At 32.1% G+C, this 24,621-nt stretch carries 20 protein-coding genes and 1 pseudogene; 11 read left to right on the top strand and 10 right to left on the bottom strand.

What is annotated here, in order from left to right; translation table 11 throughout:
• Window positions 1-5 precede the first annotated feature (5 nt).
• From B2217_RS00565 to B2217_RS00540, 6 genes are all read right to left on the bottom strand, one after another.
• On the bottom strand, window positions 6-4,841 hold the full coding sequence (locus tag B2217_RS00565; RefSeq protein ID WP_291121951.1) for a DNA repair ATPase: 4,836 nt from the start codon (window positions 4,839-4,841) through the stop codon (window positions 6-8).
• Window positions 4,842-5,122: 281 nt separating this feature from the next.
• A complete protein-coding gene (locus B2217_RS00560) occupies window positions 5,123-7,207 on the bottom strand; it encodes a flotillin family protein (protein ID WP_280045194.1) in 2,085 nt (694 codons plus the stop codon).
• A gap of 99 nt (window positions 7,208-7,306) precedes the next feature.
• The gene (locus tag B2217_RS00555) at window positions 7,307-7,999 is read right to left on the bottom strand and encodes an OB-fold-containig protein (protein ID WP_114997780.1); all 693 of its coding nucleotides are present in this window, start codon (window positions 7,997-7,999) and stop codon (window positions 7,307-7,309) included.
• 18 nt (window positions 8,000-8,017) lie between these two features.
• Window positions 8,018-8,212 carry a DUF4177 domain-containing protein gene (locus B2217_RS00550; RefSeq protein WP_038332555.1) on the bottom strand — a complete coding sequence of 65 codons (195 nt, stop codon included), beginning with the start codon at window positions 8,210-8,212 and terminating at the stop codon, window positions 8,018-8,020.
• 69 nt (window positions 8,213-8,281) lie between these two features.
• On the bottom strand, window positions 8,282-8,986 hold the full coding sequence (locus B2217_RS00545) for a PspA/IM30 family protein (protein ID WP_180905237.1): 705 nt from the start codon (window positions 8,984-8,986) through the stop codon (window positions 8,282-8,284).
• Between the two features lie 12 nt (window positions 8,987-8,998).
• Window positions 8,999-9,391, bottom strand: coding sequence for a hypothetical protein (locus B2217_RS00540; protein WP_038332747.1), 393 nt, complete (start codon window positions 9,389-9,391; stop codon window positions 8,999-9,001).
• A gap of 93 nt (window positions 9,392-9,484) precedes the next feature.
• Between B2217_RS00540 and B2217_RS00535 the strand changes: the two genes are divergently transcribed.
• On the top strand, window positions 9,485-10,144 hold the full coding sequence (locus B2217_RS00535) for a helix-turn-helix domain-containing protein (protein WP_038332559.1): 660 nt from the start codon (window positions 9,485-9,487) through the stop codon (window positions 10,142-10,144).
• Between the two features lie 145 nt (window positions 10,145-10,289).
• On the opposite strand, the gene B2217_RS00530 is transcribed toward B2217_RS00535, so the two are convergent.
• Complete coding sequence (locus tag B2217_RS00530) at window positions 10,290-11,498, bottom strand: acyltransferase family protein (RefSeq protein ID WP_280045199.1); 1,209 nt, start codon at window positions 11,496-11,498, stop codon at window positions 10,290-10,292.
• Window positions 11,499-11,606: 108 nt separating this feature from the next.
• Between B2217_RS00530 and aspA the strand changes: the two genes are divergently transcribed.
• Window positions 11,607-13,004, top strand: coding sequence for an aspartate ammonia-lyase (aspA, locus tag B2217_RS00525; protein WP_280045201.1), 1,398 nt, complete (start codon window positions 11,607-11,609; stop codon window positions 13,002-13,004).
• Window positions 13,005-13,075: 71 nt separating this feature from the next.
• Here the strand turns inward: aspA and B2217_RS00520 are convergent, their stop codons facing one another.
• Complete coding sequence (locus B2217_RS00520; RefSeq protein WP_180905235.1) at window positions 13,076-14,218, bottom strand: DEAD/DEAH box helicase; 1,143 nt, start codon at window positions 14,216-14,218, stop codon at window positions 13,076-13,078.
• A 141-nt stretch (window positions 14,219-14,359) separates the two neighbouring features.
• On the opposite strand from B2217_RS00520, the gene B2217_RS00515 reads away from it, so the two are divergent.
• From B2217_RS00515 to B2217_RS00500, 4 genes are all read left to right on the top strand, one after another.
• Window positions 14,360-15,262 (top strand): hypothetical protein, encoded by a 903-nt coding sequence (locus tag B2217_RS00515; RefSeq protein ID WP_180905234.1) that lies wholly within the window; start codon window positions 14,360-14,362, stop codon window positions 15,260-15,262.
• Window positions 15,263-15,273: 11 nt separating this feature from the next.
• Window positions 15,274-16,161: a hypothetical protein gene (locus tag B2217_RS00510; protein WP_291121947.1), complete on the top strand. Its 888-nt coding sequence runs from the start codon at window positions 15,274-15,276 to the stop codon at window positions 16,159-16,161.
• A gap of 168 nt (window positions 16,162-16,329) precedes the next feature.
• On the top strand, window positions 16,330-17,505 hold the full coding sequence (locus tag B2217_RS00505; protein WP_180905232.1) for a trans-sulfuration enzyme family protein: 1,176 nt from the start codon (window positions 16,330-16,332) through the stop codon (window positions 17,503-17,505).
• Between the two features lie 89 nt (window positions 17,506-17,594).
• A complete protein-coding gene (locus tag B2217_RS00500) occupies window positions 17,595-18,104 on the top strand; it encodes a hypothetical protein (protein WP_180905231.1) in 510 nt (169 codons plus the stop codon).
• 37 nt (window positions 18,105-18,141) lie between these two features.
• On the opposite strand, the pseudogene B2217_RS00495 reads toward B2217_RS00500, so the two are convergent.
• Window positions 18,142-19,158, bottom strand: a pseudogene (locus B2217_RS00495) (threonine aldolase family protein).
• Window positions 19,159-19,251: 93 nt separating this feature from the next.
• On the opposite strand from B2217_RS00495, the gene B2217_RS00490 reads away from it, so the two are divergent.
• The 3 genes from B2217_RS00490 to B2217_RS00480 all read left to right on the top strand — a co-directional run bounded on the left by B2217_RS00490 (window position 19,252) and on the right by B2217_RS00480 (window position 21,692).
• A complete protein-coding gene (locus B2217_RS00490) occupies window positions 19,252-19,923 on the top strand; it encodes a response regulator transcription factor (protein ID WP_180905229.1) in 672 nt (223 codons plus the stop codon).
• Window position 19,924: 1 nt separating this feature from the next.
• The gene (locus B2217_RS00485) at window positions 19,925-21,199 is read left to right on the top strand and encodes a sensor histidine kinase (RefSeq protein ID WP_280045207.1); all 1,275 of its coding nucleotides are present in this window, start codon (window positions 19,925-19,927) and stop codon (window positions 21,197-21,199) included.
• Between the two features lie 64 nt (window positions 21,200-21,263).
• The gene (locus B2217_RS00480; RefSeq protein ID WP_180905227.1) at window positions 21,264-21,692 is read left to right on the top strand and encodes a PepSY-like domain-containing protein; all 429 of its coding nucleotides are present in this window, start codon (window positions 21,264-21,266) and stop codon (window positions 21,690-21,692) included.
• 55 nt (window positions 21,693-21,747) lie between these two features.
• On the opposite strand, the gene B2217_RS00475 is transcribed toward B2217_RS00480, so the two are convergent.
• On the bottom strand, window positions 21,748-22,395 hold the full coding sequence (locus B2217_RS00475; RefSeq protein ID WP_280045208.1) for a protein-L-isoaspartate(D-aspartate) O-methyltransferase: 648 nt from the start codon (window positions 22,393-22,395) through the stop codon (window positions 21,748-21,750).
• A gap of 71 nt (window positions 22,396-22,466) precedes the next feature.
• On the opposite strand from B2217_RS00475, the gene B2217_RS00470 reads away from it, so the two are divergent.
• On the top strand, window positions 22,467-23,471 hold the full coding sequence (locus B2217_RS00470) for a Gfo/Idh/MocA family protein (RefSeq protein WP_280045210.1): 1,005 nt from the start codon (window positions 22,467-22,469) through the stop codon (window positions 23,469-23,471).
• 227 nt (window positions 23,472-23,698) lie between these two features.
• Window positions 23,699-24,589 carry a 3-hydroxybutyryl-CoA dehydrogenase gene (locus B2217_RS00465; protein ID WP_280045212.1) on the top strand — a complete coding sequence of 297 codons (891 nt, stop codon included), beginning with the start codon at window positions 23,699-23,701 and terminating at the stop codon, window positions 24,587-24,589.
• The last annotated feature ends 32 nt before the right edge of the window (window positions 24,590-24,621 follow it).

Below are 24,621 nucleotides of genomic sequence, written 5' to 3'. Positions count from 1 at the left end.
TAATATTACTTTTTCAAGATTGCTTTGATAATTCCTTCCAAATTTTCATTGAATTCGAGCAGTTGAGAAAAAACTTTATCGTCTTTATTCAAGCCGCCATGTTTATTGTTTTTGACAAACGTTGCTTTTATCGTTTCCCAACGTTCTTTTTCCTCGGAAGTCATCAAACCTGCAATTTCTTTTAAGCGCAAAAGATTCGATTCTGCATCTGTTGTCAACGTTTGAGATTCACTTTCGTAATGCGCCAAAATCGTTTCATTAATTTCTTTTTCGTTCATCATCGGAACAATTTTCGAAACTAATTTTGACATATTTCTGTACGAACCTTGCATCTTGAAAGGCGGTTCAGTTCTGTAATCATCTTGCATTGCTGCGCTTGCAATATAATTTTGATTGACTTTTACGACTATATTTCTAATCTTAATCACATGTTTCAAAACAGCAATAAAATCGTCAATTTCTTGTTTCAAATAATTGCCTTCCAAATTTGGAAGTTGTTCTTGATTTTCGGTTACAAAATTTGCTAACTTGTAAAAATCGGTTAAACTTTTTGAAGCAATTTTATCCAAATAAGGATTATCGCCTGTCGCATTTTCAATCAAACTTAAATTGAACAAAGTTTCCGTATCACCAATTACATCACCCAAATTATATACATCGGCACGATTGGCTAACATATCTGGAATCTGAAATTTAGAACCGCTTTCCGTATATGGATTTCCAGCCATTACAATACAAAAACGTTTTCCACGTAAATCGTAGGTTTTACTTTCTCCTTCGAAAATTCCATCAATTTTTCGCTGTCCATCAGCTAATGAAATAAATTTCTGTAAAAATTCTGCACTCAAATGTTGAATGTCGTCCAAGTACAACATTACATTATCAGCCATTTCAAACGAAAGATTGATCTTTTTCAATTCTTCTCTTTCTCCAGAAGTTTTGGCTTCGATTGGATCGATTGACGTAATGTTATGTCCAATTGTAGGTCCATTCACTTTCACAAAATGCAAGCCCATTGTTTTGGCTAAATATTCCATCAACGTCGTTTTTCCATAACCTGGAGGCGAAATTAACAACAACATTCCCATACGTGCGGTGCGCTTGTTTTCGCCTGCTGTTCCCAATTGTTTGGCTAAATTATTTCCGATTAAAGGAAAATAAACTTCGTTGATTAATTTATTTCGAACAAATGATGTCAAAACTTTTGGTTCAAATTCTGCGATTTTTAAATCTTTTTCATACGATTTAGAAATTTCTTCTTTTAGCTTTTGGAATGATTTAAAATTTGGAACATCAACAGTTGAAAAATGCTCTAATTTCGAAATGATTTCATGATAATTTTGAGTATAAATTCCTTCAACAATTACAGCATGATTTCCTTTCAAATCTTCAATTTTGATGATAGGATTTCCATCATTTATATGATATTGATCTTTCGAAAATAAAAGCATTGTCGCCGCTTCATTCACCACATTTCTATATGACGAATAATTTTCGTTTTCATCTATAAAAGAATGAATCCAGTTTTCGATCAAATAAAATTTCTCTGTTGAAGAAAATTGTTCATCTGCAATCAATGCATTGAAATCATCCGAATTTTTATTTTTTTCTAAATAATTTACAAATTCATTTCGAAAAGTTTCAGCTTCTCTACTCATCGAAAAAGCTTGATATTTCGTGAAAGTTGTAAATAAATAATTGGCAATTTTTTCTGATGAGGTTTGCGATTTATCCCATTCAGTTTCCCAATTTTCAAAAAGCGATTTGATTTCATTTAGAATATTTTCAAAACGATTTGAATTCGGAAAATTTTTCAAAATTAATTGAGCTGAATTAATCATCGCGTTCAATTTTTCTTGTAAATTCTTTTCTAATGAATGCCAAAAAACTTGAGCAGTTGTGCGTGTTTGAGCATCAAATTGTAAGACATCCAATTTCGAATTAATATTTACTAATTCAGTGAAAATTCGCAACGCATCAAAATTGTGAACGCCTTTTATATAACCTTCCGAATAATTTTGTTCAATGATTTGATTGATGAATTTTTCAGCATCGAAATCTTTTTGATTTCTCGCTAAAAAAGCTTGATAAGCCAAATATTCAGCGCGATAAACCAATTGATTTTCCGAAACAAATTCTTGATTCCAAATATCTTGATAACGATAAATTTCTTCGTTTTTAACTTTTTGATAGAAACTTGTTCCTGTTAAATGATAAAATAATTCGTTGTTACGATTCAGCAAAGTTAGCGCTAATTGCTGCGTATTGACCGTAAATTTATTTTGTCCAAGTGCAATAATATTTTGTCCATCAACAAAAAGTTCAGTTTTATCACGTAAAACACGAAGCGTATCTTCTTGCGATTTTTTCAAGAGATTTTCAAGATTTTCGGCTTTCGAAACATCTTTTAAATCCTTTAATTCTTGAATGATTTGACGCATTTTGTCAATCATTAAATCCGAAGAATAAAACGCTAAAATTTCTTCTTTTTCTGAAAAAGTTTTGGATTTATTTTCGATATTTTTCAAGACACGCAAACCAATTTGCTCTAAAGAATTGGTGCGTTTGTTGGTTTGTTCAACCAATTGTTCGCGTTTTGAATTGAACGCTTTGATAATTTCGTCACGTTTATCTGCAATTTTTAAAGCGAAATCATCAAAATCAGAGAATTTACTTTCTAATTCTTCGAGCTGAACAATGATTTTTGTATTGTATTCTTCCGTTTTTTCGGCAGTTGTTGATAACTCTAAAAAGTTGACCACACTTTGTTCTAACAACGTAATTTGAGCAGAAAATTCGGCAACAGCTTCTTTACTTTTTAACGCAGAAGTTTGACGTGTTAATTGTGCACGAACTTCGTTAAGCGAAGCAAAAATGACAGAAATTTTCTCAATAATTTTTGTCGTTTGCGTGGCATCTTCAATTTTTAAACTATTCAGAATATCAATCAATAATTCTAATTCGGAAGCAATTTTAAGACACGCTTCTTCGATTATTTTCGCATCAACAACTTTCTCAATAGAAGCCACTAAATTTTTCTGTTCCGCAACTTTTTCTTCGTACGGAATCAGCGCTTCATCCAATAAAAGAAACTCAATTGTTTTGGTTGATAAATTTTCGTTTACTTCTTGCAATTGATTTTCTAATTCTTGAACGCGCTCTAAATTGATATAGCGAATCGAACGTAAATCAATAACTTTTCCTTGAATTTTACGCGCTTCAGCCAAATGTTCAACCAATAAATCCAATTGATTGTACGTTGTACTATTTACTTTGAAAACGATTTCTTCAATCGATTCTTCCGTTTTTTCTAACGTTTCTTGCGCAAATTTTTTCTGAACTTGGACTTTTTCAAATTCATCAATCGCTGTATTGGCAACCGTTTTGATTTCTAACAAAGGAATCGCAAGCTCAAAGGTATCTTTGTCATTGATCCAAAAATATCCATCAACAATATTATTCGCTTTTTTTACAATGTCCTCATACAGACCTTCGTACGAATCTTCTTTGTTGATTAATTGGATAACTTCTTGAGATTCAGCCATTGCTTTTACAATGTCTTTGTTTCCAATTTTGTATAATGGATGATTTGTTTTTTCTTGATTTTCCACCAAACGCTCGACATAAGGCGTTTCCCAAATTTGAACTTGATGATGTCGCGTTGCTTCTTCTTCGGTACGGAAATAGATTAAACTACCGTCTTTAAAAATTGTGAAACCATTGCAAACAATAGGTGTTTCGACATTTTGTTGAATGATATTGTACGATAAAAGAATGTATGTATTGGTTTCATCTTGATTGAAAATATACATAAAGTCTTCTCCGTTTGGAGAATTTATACGACGGAAAAATTGAAAATTATCTAACTTATTTTCGAAAATATGATAGGTTCCGTTTTGTAAATAATAGCCATTCGAAAAAATCAAACCTTGATTGTCTGGCAACAAAACAGCCGCGTCCAAAAGCGCAGGAATATTGATGACTTCCTTGGTGCGAACATTGTAAATATACGCTCTAAAATCTTCTTGAAACGGTTTGATTTTAACCGCAATCAGATTTCCTAAATCGGCGTAATAATATTCAGCATCGTCTAATTGTTGATCTAAATGCGTAACTTTTTCAGTGAAAATTCCTTTTCCAGAATCTGTATTATCTTCAATTTTGAATGTAATATCGCCACCAATCGCTTCGATAAAAATTTTATCTAAAATAGAAATATGTGGAAATTTCCCTAATCGACGATCATCAATTGACGTTTTTTGCCATTCGAAATCAAATTGATCCGCTTTTTTTACTTCGTGAATGCTGCGATCATCTTGATAAATTAATTTTCCGTCTTTGATTAACCATTTAAACGCTTTTAAATCTTGTGCGCTTTTGCTGGTTTGGAAAACCATGTATAAATAATTATCTGTTCTACGAAATTTAGAAAAGATAGAATCGCGGTAATATTTATACAAATTCTGAAAATCTGTAAAGAAATTCTGATCGTTTATTAAGTCGAGAGGTTGAGGAATAAATTGATTTTCTTGAAACAGATAAATACTAAAAACATCGCTCAACTGAATGTCTGTGCGTAAACCGAAATGGACGTTGTACCCAAAAATACATAATTTATCGAACGCGATAATTCCACGTGAAATACAAGTGTTTTCTGTCGTAATTCTTTGGTTTGCGCTTAATGCAAAATTGGTAGAATTGAACACCTCTTTACGAGCTTCGTTCAATTTCGTTAATCTTTCCGAAAGAAAATCTTTTTGTGTAAGAAGTCTTTTTCGGATGATTTCGTACGCGCCTGCATCAAGCGTTTCGGTAACGTTAATATTTTTTTCTTCTTGCATTAAATTAAAATCTAAAAGGTGATTAAACGTGTTGATAAGAGCGATTGAAACGGTAAAATTTCAATCACTCTATTGTTGTTTAATAAATTAAACCATTGTACATTTTGATGATTTTATCAATAAAACCGTCAATTCGAGTGAAATTCTTTTAGAATTTTGTATCGAGAATAAGGTTTTGGAAGATAAAATTCGACTTAATTCTCGATACAATTTTTATTCATTTCATTTCTAAAAATCACTCGAATTGACGAATTTTAATTCAAAATGTACAATAGGTTGTATTAACCTATTTTTTTATTTGAAACACCTAATTGATTCGCAATTCCGAAAAGAGAATTGATAAATCCTGTGTCTTCGTTGTTTCCAGAAGCCGAAGCAGCTTGCTGCAATTTAATTAATGCAGCAGTAATTGTTAAGTTTTTGATGTCGTTTGACGAAATACCATATTTATCGGCAAGACTTCTCACTTTTCCAGCTAAATCGCTTCCACCATCTTCGTCAATCAACGCATTTTTGATATCTGTTGCATGTTTAGAATTGTCGATTAAATGATCGAAACCTTTTGCATTCGAAACTTGTTTGACAATATTTTCGAAGAACATCGTTTCTCCACCAACAATATCAATTTTTGCAGATTTTAATGCAGTTGATAACACCTCAGCTTGCGCTCCAGCAATATCTTTTTGAATGTTTATTTGAGCCAATTCGATGTCTTTTTCTTTTTGTAATTGAAGTTTGAACTCTTCGTGCTCTTTTCCAACACCGTCCAATTTCTTCATTGCTTCTGCTTTTTCCTCGATTCCTTTCGCTTCTGCCAACGCTTTTTCACGTACAACTTCCGCTTGCGCTAAACCTTCTTTACGCAACGCTTCCGCTTTTTTCTCGATAACAGACGCTTCTACAGTTCCTTGTTTTTCTTCCGCTTCTGCTTTCGCAACCATTACTTCTGCTTCAGATAAACCAATTGCAGCTTCTTCTTTCGCTTGTGCTTCTGCAATAATTTTACGCGCTTCCGCTTCTTTTGCAGATGCTTCTTTTTTCGCTTCCGCATCAATTAATAACTCTTGTGCTTTACGTTCTGCAACTTGTTTTTGAGCATCAGCTTCGATAACTTGACGAGCAGCTTCTTGTTCTGCTGCAATTTTAGATGCTTCCGCAGCTTTTACAGTTTCGATTAAACGCTCTTCCGCTTCTTGCGATGCAGCAATAATTCCGGCTTGTTTCTGACGTTCAACTTCACGGTAAACTTCAACGTCTTTCACGCCTTGTTGCTCTTCGATCACGCCTTTTTCTAAAAGAACACGTTCTTTGATAACGCCTTGGATATTTTTCTTCTCAACTTCGATTGATCTTTCTTTATCAATCTGCGCTAAAGTCACAATTCGTTCACGTTCTGTTTGCTCTAATGCACGATCTTTTTCTACACGCTCTGTTTCGATGGCATCAGTACGAACTTTATTTTTTTCTGCGATAATAATTTGACGCAATTTATTTTCTTCTTGTACCGCCAATTGCTCTTCTGTTGTGATGCGAACAGATTCAGCTTTTAGACGTTCTTCTTCACGAACTTTTGCAATTTCTGCTTCTTCGCGTGCTTTTATATTTTCGATTTCTCGGCGTTGACGCTCTTCTTTTTCTGCTAATTGACGTTCTAATTCTAAGATAGCTTCGCGCGCTTCAACGTTTTGTTTTTTGATAACTTTTTCTTCTTCACGACGAATTAAATTGGCGTTCATATTTTGTTGAGCCGTTAATTCAGTGATTTTTTTGATTCCTTCAGAATCTAAAATATTGTCTGGACTTAAAAATTGTAATTCAGTTTGCTCTAAATAATCAATCGCACAGTCATCTAAAATATATCCATTCAAATCTGTTCCGATGATATTTAAAATTTCATCTCTAAATTCACGTCGAGCTTCGTATAATTCGATAAAATCGAATTTTTTACCAACTGTTTTTAAGGCTTCTGAGAATTTTGCTTCAAAAATACTTTTTAATGTTTCTGGTTCTGATGCACGTTCTGTTCCTAAGTTTTGTGCAACATTGATTACATCATTCACCGATTTATTAACTCGAACAAAAAATGCAACTTTGATATCTGCACGAATGTTGTCTTTACAAATTAATCCATCATGTTGTTGACGCGCAATGTCAATTTTTTTGATCGAAATGTCCATAATTTCCATTTTATGGAAAACAGGAATTACATACATTCCTTTGTTGAATGCTACTTGCGAACCTCCAACACCAGTACGAACGATGGCTTTTCCTTGCGGAACTTTTTTATAGAAAACGCTTAAAACGACGATGAAAGCAATAAAGATGAAAACGATGACACCAACTGCTAAAAGAATAAAATTTGTCATGAGATTTTTATTATATTTTGATTGATTTAGTTAATAATTAAGGTTAAAATATCTTCGATAATAAACGAAGTAAGTTGAAATAATAGTATCATAATTAGGTTAAATATTGTTTAAAGTAATGTGTTTGATGACGAAATAATAATGATTTGACGGCGATTCGTCAGTAATAATAATGGTGTCACCAAAATTAATTTCTTCGCCATTTTGACTTTTGATGTTAAGCGTAATAATATCTTTCTCGATTTGAAATTCAGCAGAACCTATTTTATCACCAGTGATTTTAGACTTCGATTTTCCGACTCTTCCAATAAAATCTGTTTCGTCTTCTCCGTGATAGCCTAATTCTGCATAAACTCTTACGAGTGGTTTTGTAATCCAATGCATCATAAAATAAGCGATGATGAAAACTGGAATTAAAACTAAAACAGAATACAATCCTAACTTGCTTAATCCAAAAACAATCGAAGAAATAATGGTAATCACCCAACTGATAAATTTGAACAAGGTAATAATTACCATTAACGGAACTTTACCAACATTGATAAATTCTAAACATTTTGCCCAAAAACCTGGCTCGTGATGCACGTCAGCATCAGCATCGTGATCGGCGTCAATTTCGTGGTGCGCATCAACATCATTGATGTCTCCGATATGAAAATCTGAATCAGTTCCAAGGTCAATTCCGTCACCAGCCAACAATTGAAACACCCAATAGACGAGAGAAAATCCCATCAGAATGGTCATAATTCCATTGGCCAATGGATTGAAAAGAAGGTTTAAAATTTCGCTCATTAGCGTTGATTTTTAGTGTTAAAGTTGTCTTTTAAAGGTAAAATAAATTCTGTAAGTTATTCCATTATTTGACAATGGAGTAGAGGAGGTTAATTCCCAGCCTTCTGCTCCGTATTGATTCAATAATTTATCTAAATATTCTTGGTCGATAGAGACTTTGAAAATTCCTTGTTCAGCTTTTATTTCGATTGTTTTGTATTCAAATTTTGGCATATAGTTTCAAAATTAAAAATGATTAAGTTCTATTATTTTAAAGAAATAAAACTCACTATAAAAAGTGATTTATTCTTGATTTTTCGATAGAATTTTTAGCTTCAAAGCTTCTAATTCATTTTGAATCAAATCTCCTTTCAAGGTTTCATTAATTTCATCATCAGCTGTTTTCGAATTATCCGCCAAACTTCCGTAAGCTTGCGCAAGCGCTTCGTCTTCTTCTACTTTGGCTTTCATGCGTTCTAACATGCTAATTGTGCTATTTGCATCAATTTTTGCCATTTGTTTGTTTACCTGTTTTGTCGCATCAGCAACTTTTACACGCGCTTTTAACGTTGTCAATTCATTTTCCCATTTATTAATGTTGAATTTTAGAACTTCGACATTTTTATGGACTTCATTTGCAGATTTTTCATGAATAATTACTTGATTTTCTAATTCAGTAATTTCTTCTAACAATTGCTTCTTTAAGCCCAAAGCTTCTTTCGCTAAACTTTCGGCTTGTTCAACTGTAATTTCACTTCGCCCAGCTTTTTCTAACAAAAGAATTGCTTTTCGTTCGTAATCTGCCGCTTCTTCTTTCTTTTTGTCTACGCTATTTTGCGAACGAATTGCCATCGCTTTTACTTTTGCATAAGCTTCTAATGATTGATTAAGATCGTCGCGCATTTCGCGAATTCCTTGTTCAGTCATTTTAATTGGGTCTTCCATTTTTTCGACAACCGAATGTATTTCTGCTTGTCCAATTCTAAAAATACGTTTGAAAATATTCATAGTGATATTGTTTTATTGTTTAGAAAATTCGATTAATTGAGCAGAATATTCGCTCATCAATAAACTCAAAGAGTTTAACGTTGCTTCAAATTCGTTTTGATCAAGATTCGCAATTTGAAGTGTGTAACGATAAATAACTTTGTTTCCGTCTTCTGTTATTGCAAAAGCACCATGAATGATATCGCGATTTTTCATCAACAACGCTTTTAGCATTTCCAGATTATCATTTGTAATTGTAAATAAATACAACTCGAAAATGATGACAGGTGGTGCAATTCCTACAATCAGATTTTGAACACCATCCAATAAATTTTCAATCATAAAAACACCTTCTTTTTCGTCTTTGTAACTGATGGTGTAATTGATGTTTTGAATAAAATTTTCAATCTTCGAAAAATAATTCATTTTGTTGTTATTCGTGTTTTTTGTAATTTGTTTCCATAAAATTAAACAACTTGCTAAAATAATTAGCAATTAAAAATGTTAAAATTTTAAATAATGACAAAAATAGGTGAAAATATAAAAAAATTAAGACAGGTTAAGAACTTAACTCAACAGGCTTTTGCTGACTTATTTGAAGTTAGTAGAGGAAATATTTCATCTTATGAAGAAAAACGTGCAGAACCAAAAATTGAAACAATTTCTCAAATTGCTAAATATTTTAGCATTCCGATAAGTCATTTAATCGAAAAAAACTTAACAGTTAACGAAATATTACACTTTGATAACTATTTCGAGGAAGCTGATATGTTGCGAAATGTTAAAAATTTGAGCGCGATTCCTTTTTTATCTCGAGAAGTTATCCAAGCAAAAAAAGAGTTGTTTTCGAACTTAGAAAATTATCCTTCAATCTATTTTCCAATTTATAATTCACATCAATTTATTGCGTTAGAATATTCTTCGAGTATCGCTTCTCCTATTGATTTTACAGAAGAAGAATCGTCTATTTTATTTTTTGAGCATTTGGAAGTGGAAAATTTACATTTGGTCAATGATAAATTTGGTTTGTATTTGAATGATGATGAAATTTTTGTTGGAAAGTTTATTCAACACGAAAATCAATTGATTTTGGAATTAAACCAATGGAAACAAATCATTTTTGATGTTGAGAATATTCAACATTTTTATCAGTTTTATGCGGTTTATAAGAAAGTTTAATTTTTATAAGCAGATTGTTTTTAAATATTAGATGTTTCGAGATCGTTTCACTCGTTTAATTTAATATGAAAAGAAAATAATTTGATGTCATGTCGAGGAATCGAGACATCTCTTCTAAAAACTTATAACCTAAAACGTAAAACTTTTAAACTTTAATATAAATTTTCTTTTTATCTAATAAATAAGCTAGCCACCAAAAGAAAGCTAAGAAAATTAGCGAATAAACAAATGAACCAATTTCTGGAATTCCAGGAATCTTTGCACAAATATTTTCGTAAACCCAACCCAATGGTGAAATGAATTTGATTTCTCCTTTATCATTTAAACCAGCTTCAATTCTGATTAAACCTAATAATCGAGGTAATAATCCGCTAAGAACAAAGATGAATAAAGGATTTTTTCCGAAAACATCAAAGAATTTCATAAAACCATTTTTTATGCCTAAAATTTCGATGAACCAAATCATTGCGCCAATTGTCAAAATAGCTAAACCAGTTGTGTTGAAAACATAAGAACTGCTCCAAATCTTTTTATTGTACGGAAAGTCCCATTGCCAAACGTAACCAATTGTCAACGCAATTGTTCCTAAAACAAATAAACCAGCTAACATTTTATATTGCGGATTGTCAGTTTTTGGTAACGGACGATTTAGCCAATTGATATTTCCTTGTTTCTGAATATAATCACCAACCAAATACCCAAATAAAACTTGTGGAATGGTAGAAATTGTACTGAAAATTCCTTCGGGATCAAACGGAACACCCTCTCCTTTGTAAATATGTGCTAAACCAAGCAATTGATTATCGATTTTAGTTCCGATAAAACCTTCTAATGAATAAGGATCAGAAGTTCCAAGTCCGAAAGTTAAAACCCAATAAAGTAGAAGAATCGCACAACTTATCAATAAAACTTGTTTTTGTTTAAAATAAAAAGTAATAACCGAAGCAAAAAAATAAGCAATTGAAATTCGTTGTAAAACGCCCATAATTCGGATTCCGCTTTCTTCTGAATCTTTCCATGCTTTGAAAATAAGTTCATTATTATCCCATTTGAAAAATGGCCACCAATTGATGAATAATCCAATTCCGAAAATTAAAATTGTTCGTTTTATTACTTTTTGCCAAAAAATCTGTTGAGGTTGTTGTTGCAATTTTGGAATCACAAAAGCCATTGCATTTCCTACAGCAAACAAAAAGAAAGGAAAAACCAAATCTGTTGGTGTGCAGCCATGCCATTCTGCATGCTTCAAAGGATCGAACATAGCTGACCAAGTTCCTGGATTATTTACTAAAATCATCAACGCAACAGTTGCGCCACGAAAAATGTCTAATGAATAATAACGAGCTGCTTTCATCTCTTTTGTGTTAATGTTTTAAAGATATAGATTTTTTGAATTTTTTGACAAAATGCTTTTCAAAAAGATACTAGATTATTCCTTACCTTTAATCGTCAATAACAAACAATGAATAAAATGAGAACGGAGTCTGATTTATTAGGAGAATTGCAAATTCCTGAAACGGCTTATTATGGTGTACAAACGCAACGCGCCATTAATAATTTCAAAATTTCCAATAACTATTTGTCGCATTATCCTGAATTTGTAAAGGCGCTTGGTGTGGTAAAATTAGGAGCTGCACAAGCTAATCATGAATTAGGAATTTTATCGAAAGAATTATTTGATGCGATTTCTTTCGCTTCAAATGAGTTAATTGCTGGGAAATATACAGAGCAATTTCCGATCGATATGATACAAGGTGGCGCGGGAACTTCTACAAATATGAATGCGAATGAAGTAATTGCAAATATTGCTTTGGAACATTTAGGAAAACAAAAAGGTGAGTATCAATTTTGTTCGCCAAATGATCATGTAAACCTTTCGCAATCTACGAATGATGCGTATCCATCTGCTTTGAAATTGGCATTATTTAATATGAATAAGCCTTTGATTGATGCATTAACTTCGTTGTATGAAGCGTTTGATAAAAAAGGAAAACAATTTAGTAATGTTATAAAAATGGGACGCACGCAATTGCAAGATGCAGTTCCAATGACGCTTGGACAAGAGTTTGAAGGTTTTTCGAATACGTTGAATAAAGAAGTTGATAATTTGAATCGAATAGCTGCTGAATTATTAGTGATAAATATGGGGGCAACGGCGATTGGAACTGGATTGAATGCTGTTCCGGGTTATGCACAATTGTGTACAACTAAAATTGCTGAAATAATGAATGAAGATGTTTCGTTGGCTGATAATTTAGTGGAAGCAACTTCGGATACAAGTTCATTTGTGGATTATTCTTCTGCTTTGAAACGTCTTTGTGTGAAGTTGTCTAAAATTTGTAATGATTTACGCCTGTTGACTTCAGGTCCTAGAACAGGTTTGTTTGAGATTAATTTACCTCCAAAACAACCAGGATCTTCGATTATGCCAGGGAAAGTAAATCCGGTAATTCCTGAAGTTGTCAATCAAGTTTGTTTTAAAGTAATCGGAAATGATTTATCAATAACAATGGCTGCCGAAGCTGGACAATTGCAGTTGAATGTGATGGAACCAATTATTGGTTTTTCGATTATGGAATCGATTCAATATTTAACAAATGCGATGAATACGCTACGTGTTGAATGTATAGATGGAATTACAGCGAATGTTGAACATTTGAAAAATGAAGTTCAAAATAGTATTGGAATTGTGACTGCGCTAAATCCTTATATTGGTTATAAAGCAAGTACAAAAATAGCGAAAGAAGCTTTAGAGACTGGTGGAAGTGTTTATCAATTGGTTTTAGATCATGGTTTGTTGTCGAAAGAACGTTTGGACGAAATCCTTGATCCTAAAAATATGCTTGGACCGCATATATAGAAGTTAGAAATTAGAAATACGAAGTTAGAGTTGTTGAGTTTCTAACTTCGTAATTCGAGTTTCGTATTTTTTTAGTATCCGTGTAAATTCACCTCATCAGTTGGAAGTAAATCAACTTTTTTACCCATTTTTTTCTGAATGATTTTGAAATGATGCAAATCTTCTTCTGTAATCAAGCTAATTGCTTTTCCGTTTGCATTTGCACGACCTGTACGTCCAATTCTGTGCACATAATCTAAAGGCGAACGAGGTAATTCGTAATTAATAACAGTTGGTAAACCTTCGATATGAATACCGCGTCCAATCAAATCTGTTGCAACCAAAACGTTAACATCACCTAGTTTAAAATCTTCCAAATTATCCATTCTCGCGCCTTGGGATTTCTTACTATGAATCGCCATTGCAGAGATTTTATTCTTTTTTAATTTTTCAACCAAATTATCAGCAGTTCGTGTCGAAGAAACAAAAACCAACACTTGCTCTAAGTTTTCAGATTTGATTAAATAACGTAAAAAAGGACCTTTTGTTTCTGCATCAACTTTGTAAGCAACTTGCTCGATTTGCTCCAAATCAATTTCTTGCTTTTTGATTTCAACAACAATTGGATCAATGTTTAATGTAGATTTTATTTCATCAATTTTATCATTCAAAGTTGCAGAAAAAAGAATCGATTGTTTCTTTTTCGGAACACTTTTCAAAATTCGGTTCATTTCATCACCAAATCCTAATTGAAACATTTTGTCTGCTTCGTCAATCACCAAATATTGCAATTGATCTAATGATAAAGCATTATGATCCATCAAATCCAATAAACGACCAGGTGTTGCAATCAAAATTTCTGTACCATACAAATTTTTCATCTGCGGATTAATCGAAGTTCCTCCATACACCGCTTGTGTTTGTACTTCACGACGTAAAGCAGTTTGTAATCCTTCAAAAGTTTGTTCAATTTGAACTGCTAATTCACGCGTCGGAACTAAAATTAACGCTTTTATGTTACGAGATTTTTCGTACGATTGATGCTGAATTTTTTGTAGCAAAGGCGCAACAAAACACAAGGTTTTTCCAGAACCAGTTTTCGCAATTCCCATCACATCTTTTCCTTTTAAAATAGATGGAATTGTTTCGGTCTGAATTTCAAAAGGTTTTAAAAATCCAAGTTTTGTAATTGCTTTTGATAAATATGGTGATAATCCTAAATTTTCGAATGACATAAATTGATATAAGATTGCAAAGGTAGAGATTAAATATCAATACATAATGTTAGAATTTTAATATGATTTTATTCATGATAGATTTCAAGATTTTGGTTTGAATGTTGATAATTAAATGATACCAAACCAATTAATCAACAAATGAAAAAGATATCATTAACCTTAGGGTTAATTGTAGCTAATGCTTTTGGCTACGCGCAAGTTGGTATAAATACCTCTACTCCTGATCCTAGTGCAATTCTCGAAATGAAAGATTCGAATAAAGGACTTCTTATACCTCGAGTAAAATTAACAGGAAAGTCAGATCTTACTACTATTTCTAATCCTGCAAATGGATTATTAGTTTACAATCTTACGGATGGTAATAACAATACTACAACTACAACATCTGATGATGTATATGCAAACAACTTTTATTATTATTCTGCCTCTACAACTAGTTGGAATTTATTGATTAATCAATCCAAATTAGAAGAGTCTGTAGATAAATTAGGGGTTCCTAAATTGTTGTTAATAGCAAGTTTTATAAGTAAATCAGTATCTAATAATAATACAGATTATTTAAGTGCAGCTCTGGGTACTACTACTAATAATATTCGTCAAATGTATTTTAAAAATAAGGTTTACGAAAAAGTAGTAAATTCATATGATGTTTCTAATTCTACTTTCACAGCGCCTTATAATGGTTATTATCAAATAGAAGCAAATACATTATTAAAAAGTAATCAAGCGCAACCGACAAGTAATTTTGTAAGGTTAGGAATTAGTAAACCATTTACAGGTGTTGAACCATCAACTTATCTTAATAATACTTTTGCTTTTTTGAATCAGCCTCTTAATCCAGTTGTTACAGTTGATGATCCATTGAGTGTTCATGTAACTGGAGTTATTTACATGAATAAGAATGAGAAAATAATGGTATTATCACGTTATATAACTCCTGGTACAAGTGGAAACAGTTATTCAGCTGATATTGAAACCCCTTATGGAATTAATAGAAATGATTCTAACACTTTGACAATTACTTATTTTCCAACACTATAATTATTTGTAAAATGAAATTTGTATTATCCTTTTTAGGAATAATAGTTCTTAGTAATGTATTAAGTGCTCAAATTGGTATTAATACGCTAGACCCTGACAAAAGTTCTGTACTTGATATTTATAGTTCAAATAAAGGTGTATTGATTCCCAGAGTATCATTAACAGGTATTAACGATACTACAACTGTAAAAAATCCTGCGCAATCTTTATTAGTGTATAATTTATCTAATGGAAATAATGGAACAACAAATGATACATCTGATGATGTAAGAGCAAATGAGTTGTATTATTTTTATGACGGAAAATGGAATCAGATTGTAAATCAATCTGATTTAGATAATAGTATAACTAAGGTTAGTCTAAACAAGTTAATAACTTTAGCAAACATGAAATCGAGTGGTAATGATAATTCTTTTGTAAGTTCAGATTTAGGAAATAACATAAGGAGATTTATTTTTGATAACAAAGTATCAGATAATTTAAATGCTTACAATTCAACAACTGGAGAGTTTACAGCGCCTTATACAGGTTTCTATATGTTTAATATTAATACAATTTTAAAACCTTGGCGTAAAAGTGGCGATACCACAGTAAGAGTGCTAGCTATTGGTTTAGCAAAATCATATACGAGTACGTTTCCTACTTCAGGCTTAACAAATGCCAATTTTTATACGCAGAAAGAATTTATAGATCCTGCTACAGGTCCTAATTTTATTACTTATATGAGTATGAAGAATATTATATATATGACGGCTGGTTCTAAAACTGTTGCTTTAGTTAAGAATGTTACTCCGGGTTCTACTGTTGATACGTATCAATATAATTTAAATGTGGAAATAAACTCATATAATAGAGTTTTAGCAAATTCAATGTCTATTATTTTCTTAGGAACGGATTAATTTCTATATACTATTTTTGATAAAATCTAGCTGAAATAAATTCTTTCTGTTTTAAGTGGATTTTATCATTTAGATAAGTATGATGTTCTGTTAAATTAGAAAAACTTTCGGAATAAAACTTTAATATTCTCTTTTAGCTTAATAAAACTATCGTTAACTTTGATTCTTATGAAAAAAGATCAGTCTAAGATAATTCGTGAGCAAGCGCCAAGATCAGCTACTCGCGAGCATTCGGTTCCATTATATTTAACATCAAGTTTTATTTTTGATAGTGCAGAACAAGGTCGTGCAATTTTTGCGGAAGAAGAGCAAGGAATGGTTTATTCGCGTTATGCAAATCCAAATACAACAGAGTTTATTAATCGCGTTTGTGCGTTAGAAAAAGCTGATGCTGGTTTGGCTTTTGCATCGGGAATGGCGGCTGTTTTTGCGTCATTTGCATCGTATATCAAAAGTGGAGATCATATTGTGTCAAGTCGTGCAATTTTTGGTTCTACGCATCAATTAATTACGCAATTGTTTCCGCGTTGGGGTGTAACCTATACATATGTAGAAACGCCAAATATCGAAGATTGGGAAAAAGCAATTCAACCAAATACGAAAATTGTTTTCTTAGAATCTCCTTCAAATCCGGGATTAGAATTATTTGATTTAGAAGCTTTGGCAAAATTGAAAGAAAAACATCCTCATGTTATTTTTGCAATAGACAATTGTTTCGCAACACCATATTTACAACAACCTTTGCAATTTGGATTTGATTTATCTATTCATTCTGCAACAAAATATATGGACGGACAAGGTCGCGTTTTGGGTGGAGTAGTTGTAGGGAATGAAGAATTAATCAACGAAATGATGTTTTTTATTCGTCATACAGGTCCAGCGATGTCTGCTTTTAATGCGTGGACAATTTCTAAAAGTTTAGAAACGTTGCCACTTCGTATGGATCGTCATTGCGAAAATGCGTTGGCGTTGGCAGAAGCTTTGGAAAATCATCCTGAAATTGCAGATGTAAAATATCCATTTTTACCATCGCATCCTCAATATGAGTTGGCGAAAAAGCAAATGAAAGGCGGTGGTGGAATCGTAACATTTGAAGTGAAAGGAGGAAAAGAGCGTGCTTTCAAATTTATTGATGCATTAGAAATGATTTTATATACGTCAAATTTAGGAGATTCAAGATCGATTGCAACGCATCCAGCGACTACAACTCACGCAAAATTATCAGATGCAGAACGTGCAGATTTAGGAATTATGCCAGGTTCTATCCGTTTATCAGTAGGCTTGGAAGATAAAGCAGATATTATCGAAGATATTTTGCAAGCATTAGAAAAAACTAAAATTTAATAAGCTGATTACTTGTTGATTATGTATAATTATTAAAAATTTATTCATTTCAGCACGGGCTTTGCATTGTTTAAATGAAAGTTTAGAATATGAAGAAGTTTTTAATTTTTGGTTTTGCGTTGTTTACAATGTCAAGTTACGCGCAAAACAGACCAAATGATGGGAATAATAGAAATGTCGATGTTTTAATTGAACGATCAGACTATTATGAGATATCATCAAGTCAAAAAAATAAAATAATAGCCTTAAAAAAACAAGCAAGTAAAGATTTCGAAAGAGTTGGAAGAGATCGCAATTTATCTGGTTACGAAAAAGGTAGAAGAAACAGAGAGATTTCTTACAATTTACAACGTGATATTGATAAAATCTTAAATGATAATCAACGTTACAAATGGTCAAATTCTCATCGTGACGATTATTACAAAGATAGAATTGATAATCGATTAGAGCGTTTAGAAGACGAATATGAAAGAGATATCAAGCGAATAGAACGTAATTATTCTTACGATAAAAATTTGATGAAACGTAAAAAAGAAATCAGAAAGTCTCAATATAAACGAGATAAAGAGCGTTTGAAAAATGTGAAAGATTATTATTAAAATAAAAGGATCCAATAATTTATGGATCCTTTATTTTTTATATTGATTTGATAAAATTTTCTACCTGTTCCTCTGGCGTTATCCAAGAAGTAACCAATCTAATTGCAGAATTTTGATCATCAATTTTTTGCCAAATATAAAACTCAAAATCTTGTTGTAGTTTTTCGATAATTGAATTTGGTAAAATAGGGAAAATTTGATTGGAAGATGGTTCTGTCAAAAAGTAGTGACCTTTTGCTGAAATAGCATTTGCTAATTTTTCTGCCATTTGATTAGCGTGTTTTCCCATCTCGAAAAATAAATCATCTCGAAACATTTCCGAAAACTGTATTCCAATTAAACGTCCTTTCGCTAACATTCCGCCTTTTTGCTTGATATGATAACGAAAATCTTCATCCAATTTCAAGTTATTTATCACAATTGCTTAACCTAAAAGTGCACCATTTTTAGTCCCCCCAATGTAAAAAACATCTGTAAAATTCGCCATATCTTCTAAGCTTAAATCACATTTAGAAGAAGTTAAAGCAGAAGCTAAACGCGCGCCATCGACGAAAAGATATAAATTATTCTCTTGGCAAAAATGATAAAGTTCTTGCAATTCCTTTTTCGAATAAACACTTCCAACTTCCGTAGAATTAGAAATATAAACCAATTTTGGCTTTACCATGTGCTCGTCCGTGTGCGTGGCAAGAACAACCGAAATTTGCTCAGGAGTTATTTTTCCATTATCCGTCGCAATGGTATTTACTTTATGACCTGTTGCTTCTATCGCGCCCGTTTCGTGAACAGCAATATGCCCGCTTTCGGCTGCAATTACAGATTCGTGTGGTTTTAGAATAGAAGAAATTACAATTAAATTGGCTTGTGTTCCACCAGAAACAAAATGAATTGCAGCATCTTTTTTCAGATATTTTTTGATCAATTCTCTTGCTTCATTGCAAAATTCATCTTCGCCATAACCAATTGTTTGTTCTAAATTTGTATCGATTAATCGTTGCAAAATTGCTGGGTGAGCGCCTTCGCTATAATCATTTTTAAAGCTATATTTTTTCAAAATTGAAATCTTAAATTTTGAGAATAAAAGTAGGAGTTTTCCTAATTCTTTCCTATTTTACTATCTATTTTTACCAATTATTTAAACTGAATTATGAAGATTTTAGTCGTAGAAGATGAAATAAAATTGCAAGAAACGATTGTTGAGTTTTTAGAAAAGGAAAAGATGATTGTCGAAACTGCGGATAATTATCAGCAAGCTTTGGATAAAATAATTTCGTTCGATTATGATTGCATTTTATTGGATATGATGTTGCCAGATGGTGATGGGATGCCTTTGTTGAAGGAATTGAAGAATCTTCATAAAGAAACTTCGGTGATTATTTTGTCGGCAAAAGATTCGGTTGATGATAAAGTAGAAGGATTATTGGTTGGCGCGGATGATTATTTGGCGAAACCATTTCATTTTGCTGAATTATTGGCTCGAATTAAAGTTGCTTTGCGCAAAAATCTACAAAAAGGAGAAGATATTTTGAGTTATAAAAATATTCAAATTTTTCCCGAAGATCGTTTGGTTAAAGTAAATAATATCGAACTGAAATTGAATAGAAAGGAATATGATTTGCTGTATTATTTTATGTTGAGACCCGAACGTGTTTTTCAGAAAACGACTTTAGCAGAAAGTGTTTGGGGAGATCATATTGAGCTGTCAGATAATTTAGATTTTATTTATTCGCAAATAAAGAATCTAAGAAAAAAAATGAAAGAAGCGAATTCTGAAGCCGATTTACAGGCGGTTTATGGGATTGGTTATAAGTTGATTTAACATGAAAATATCACTAAAAAATTATACATTTCGTTACCTTACATTTTGGCTGCTTATCATTATTGCGATTTGGGCATTTCTTTTTCATTCCTTGATTTTGGATGAAGTTTATGACAATGTAGATGACGGGTTGAAGAATCAAAAAATTGAAATTATTCGAGAAGCTTATCGCGATCCGAATTTATTAAATACAACTGAATTTGGATTAAGTCAATTCAAAATTACCAAAGTTGATCCAAGTAAATATGATGAAAGAAATCATTTTTCAAATGAGTTAGTTTACATGGGATACGATGATGATATGGAGCCTTATCGTGTATTGAGAACTGGTTTTTATGACAAAGAAAATCATCCGTATTCATTAGAAATTAGAACTTCAACCGTCGAAGAAGATGAATTGATTTATGATTTGTCTCTTTCTTTGATTGCGTTGTATTTTTTTATCTTGATTAGTATATTGTTGATTAATCATTTTGGATTGAAAAAAGCCTTCAAACCTTTTGGGCAAATTATTTCTCAATTAAGAAAATATGAAGTGGGAAATAACGAAAAACCAAAACTTGTCGAAACGAATGTGAAAGAGTTTTCTTATTTGCAAAAAGAAATTGAGCGAATGATTAATCGAAATGATGAGGTTTTTAACTCGCAAAAATTATTCATCGAAAATGCTTCGCACGAATTGCAAACGCCTTTGACGATTGCACTAAATAAGCTTGATTTGCTAATAGAAAATTCAGATTTAAAAGAAAAAGAAGTGATGAGTTTAGTAGAAACAAAACAAACTCTTTGGCGAATGGTGAATCTTAATAAGTCGTTGTTAATGTTGTCTCGAATCGAAAATAATCAATACAAAAATAATGTTGAAGTTAATTTTACAACTTTGACAAAAGATTTGATCGAAGATTATGAAGAAATTTTAGAAGCAGAAGAAATTAAATTAGAAACGAATTTTAAAGCAGATTTTATTCTTGATTTTAATATCGATTTGGCTCGAATTTTAATTTCAAATTTGATTAGAAATGCGATCAAACATAATAGTGAAGAGAAAATTATTAAGATAGAAAGTGATTCAAACCAATTTATAATTTCGAATACAGGAAAAAACGCAACATTGGATTCGAATCTTATTTTTAGTCGTTTTTATAAACAAGGAACAAGTGATGGAAATAATGGATTAGGGCTTTCAATTGTGGACACGATTATCAGAAATCAACAAAATCTAAAGTTAGATTACAATTATGAGTTTCCTTTTCATCAATTTATTCTGAAAAAATAAATTATTCCCAAATCTTTCCTAATTCACTTTGCAACTTTGTCTTATAATTATAAAATCAAACAAAATGAAAAAGTTTTTAAGTGTTATCATGTTAAGTGCAACGTTGATTTCTTTTGCTCAAGATAAAGCGATAAAATATAACCAAGTTCCAAAAACGGGACAGCAATTTATCAATAAATATTTTGGAGCAAAGCAAGTTGGTTCTGTGATGTTGGACGACGATTATTTTTCGAAAGAGTATAAAGTGTATTTGGCAAATGGAACAAAGGTAGAATTTGACGGAGACGGAGCTTGGAAAGAAGTTGATGGAAAACGAAATGCTATTCCAACAGGATTTATTCCAGCTAAAATTTCGAATTATGTGAAAAGAAGTTTTCCGAATACTACAATCACAAAAATTGAAAGAGACCGAAAAGAAATTGAAGTGAAATTGAACAATGGACTTGAATTAAAATTTGATAAAAACGGAAATTTCAAGAAAATTGATGATTAATAAAAAATATATTCAGACAAAAACTCCAACTAAATTTTAGTTGGAGTTTTTTATTCTATTTATCTCGACTTTCTAACATTGGCACAAATTTGAAATCTCCAAATTCGTAATGCTCAAATTGATCTTCTGATAATCTTATAATCACAATCATTCGTTGCGATTGTTCACCAACCGGAATCACCATTATTCCACCAATATTCAATTGTTTTTTTAATTCTTCTGGAATTTCTGGTGCACCTGCTGTTACAATAATTTTATCAAAAGGAGCAAAAGAAGGTAAACCTTTGTAACCATCTCCATACGTTTGATAACGTGGCTCGAAATTTATTTTTTTCAACATGATTTTCGAGAAATCAAACAAATCTTTTTGTCTTTCAATCGTAAAAACTTCAACACCCAAAGCAACTAAAACCGCAGTTTGATAACCAGAACCAGTTCCGATTTCTAAGACTTTTTCATTAGGCTGAATGTCTAATAATTGTGTCTGAAAAGCAACTGTAAACGGATGCGAAATTGTTTGTCCAGCAGCAATGGGAAACGCTTCGTCGCGATAAGCGAATTCCGTAAAAGCGCTATCCAAAAACAAATGTCGTGGCACTAAATTAATAGCTTCCAGCACGTTTTCATCTTCAATTCCTTTCGAGCGCAACAAATCAACCAACATTTTGCGTCGTCCTCTGTGTTTAAAATCGTCTACAGACATATTCCAAAATTTTTACAAAAATGCATTAAATACAACTTATTCTCATTAATTTTAACGGCAAAATCTACCAAATGTTAAAAGTAGGAGTGATCGGTGCTGGGCACCTTGGAAAAATCCATTTAAAGTTATTAAATCAATCGGAAAGATACGAATTAATTGGCTTCTTTGATTCTTTTGAAGAAAATGGAAAAAAAGTTGAAGCTGAATTTGGGTATAAATATTTTAGTTCGATGGACGAATTAATTGATGCTGTTGATGTTGTTGATATTGTGACACCAACGTTATCACATTATGAAGTTGCATTGAAAGTGATCGAAAAAAATAAACATTTTTTCATCGAAAAACCAGTTACGCATACCTTAGAAGAGGCAGATCATTTGTTGAAATTGACAAATGAAAAAGGTTTGAAAGCGCAAGTTGGACACGTAGAGCGTTTCAATCCTGCATTTACAGCGGCTGCACCTTTTATCGAAGAACCATTGTTTATCGAAACGCATCGTTTGGCAGAATTTAATCCGCGCGGAACAGATGTTCCTGTTGTGTTAGATTTGATGATTCATGATTTGGATGTGATTTTATCGATTGTAAAATCAGAAATTAAATCAATTCATTCATCTGGAGTTTCGGTTATTAGTGATACGCCTGATATTGCAAATGCTAGAATTGAGTTTGATAATGGTTGTGTGGTTAATGTTTCGACAAGTAGAATGTCGATGAAAAATATGCGGAAAATGCGTGTTTTTCAACGAAATGCGTATATTTCAATTGATTTCTTGACGAAAAAGACTGAAATTATCAAAATGCACAAAGCGCCAGAAAATCCAAGCGAATTTGCAATGATTTTGGAAAATGATAAAGGAGATCGTAGAGAAATTTGTTTCGAACATCCAGAAGTTTTACCAAATAATGCAATTTTGGATGAATTAGAAAGTTTTGCAGATTCTATTGTGAATAATTCGCCAATCAAAGTTTCGTTACAAGATGGACGAAATGCATTGAAAGTTGCATTGGAGATTATTGCTTATTTTGAAAAAGAGCAGCAAGTCATCAAAAATCAAACAATCGAGAAAGAATAAATTGAAGTTAGATTTTAGAAGTACGAATTTCGCAAAACGCAAAATGCAAAACGAATCTCGAACTTCGCATTTCGAAAAAATATGATGTGATTCTGAAACAAGTTCAGAATGACGAAAGTTTGTCAAGCTGAATTTATTTCAGCTTCTCATCCTAAAAAGTCGAACTTCGCAAAACGAGCTTCGAATCTCGAAAAAAACATAAATAATAAAAACAAACATACAAAAAGATGAAAAACATTACAGTTATTGGAGCTGGAACGATGGGTAACGGAATTGCTCACGTTTTCGCACAATCAGGATTTGCAGTGAATTTGGTTGACGTTTCTCAAGATAGTTTGGAGCGTGGATTGAAAACAATCGCTGGAAATTTGGAGCGCATGATCGCCAAAGAAAAAATTACAGAAGCTGATAAAACAGCAACTTTAAATAATATTACAACATTTACAGATACTGCAGAAGCGGTGAAAAATGCTGATTTAGTTGTAGAAGCTGCAACAGAAAATTTAGATTTGAAATTGAAAATCTTCAAACAAATTGATGAAGCTGCGCCTGCAAATGCAATTTTAGCGTCAAATACGTCATCTATTTCGATTACAAAGATTGCGTCTGTTACAAGTCGTCCAAAACAAGTGATTGGAATGCATTTTATGAATCCAGTTCCGATGATGAAATTGGTCGAAATTATTCGTGGTTACGATACAACAGTTGAAGTAACGAAAGCGATTATGGAAATGTCAGAAAAATTAGGGAAAGTTCCGGTTGAAGTGAACGATTATCCTGGTTTTATCGCCAATCGTATTTTAATGCCAATGATTAATGAAGCAATTTATTCTTTATACGAAGGTGTTGCGGGCGTAAAAGAAATTGACGAAGTAATGAAATTAGGTATGGCTCATCCAATGGGACCATTACAATTAGCTGATTTTATTGGTTTAGATGTTTGTTTATCAATCTTAGAAGTATTGTACGATGGTTTCAAAAATCCTAAATACGCGCCTTGTCCATTGTTAGTAAACATGGTAACAGCAGGTAAAAAAGGAGTGAAATCTGGAGAAGGATTCTATGATTATTCTGAATCGAAGAAAGCAGAAAAATTAGCTGCTCAGTTTGCAAAGTAATTTATTTTACACAAAATAGTCAAAACAAAAAG

The organism is Empedobacter sp. UBA7620 (genome assembly GCF_002484185.1).
Taxonomy (GTDB): Bacteria; Bacteroidota; Bacteroidia; order Flavobacteriales; family Weeksellaceae; genus Empedobacter; species Empedobacter falsenii_C.
Note: the sequence above shows the minus strand (reverse complement) of the source record. Positions and strands in the feature narration are given on the sequence as shown.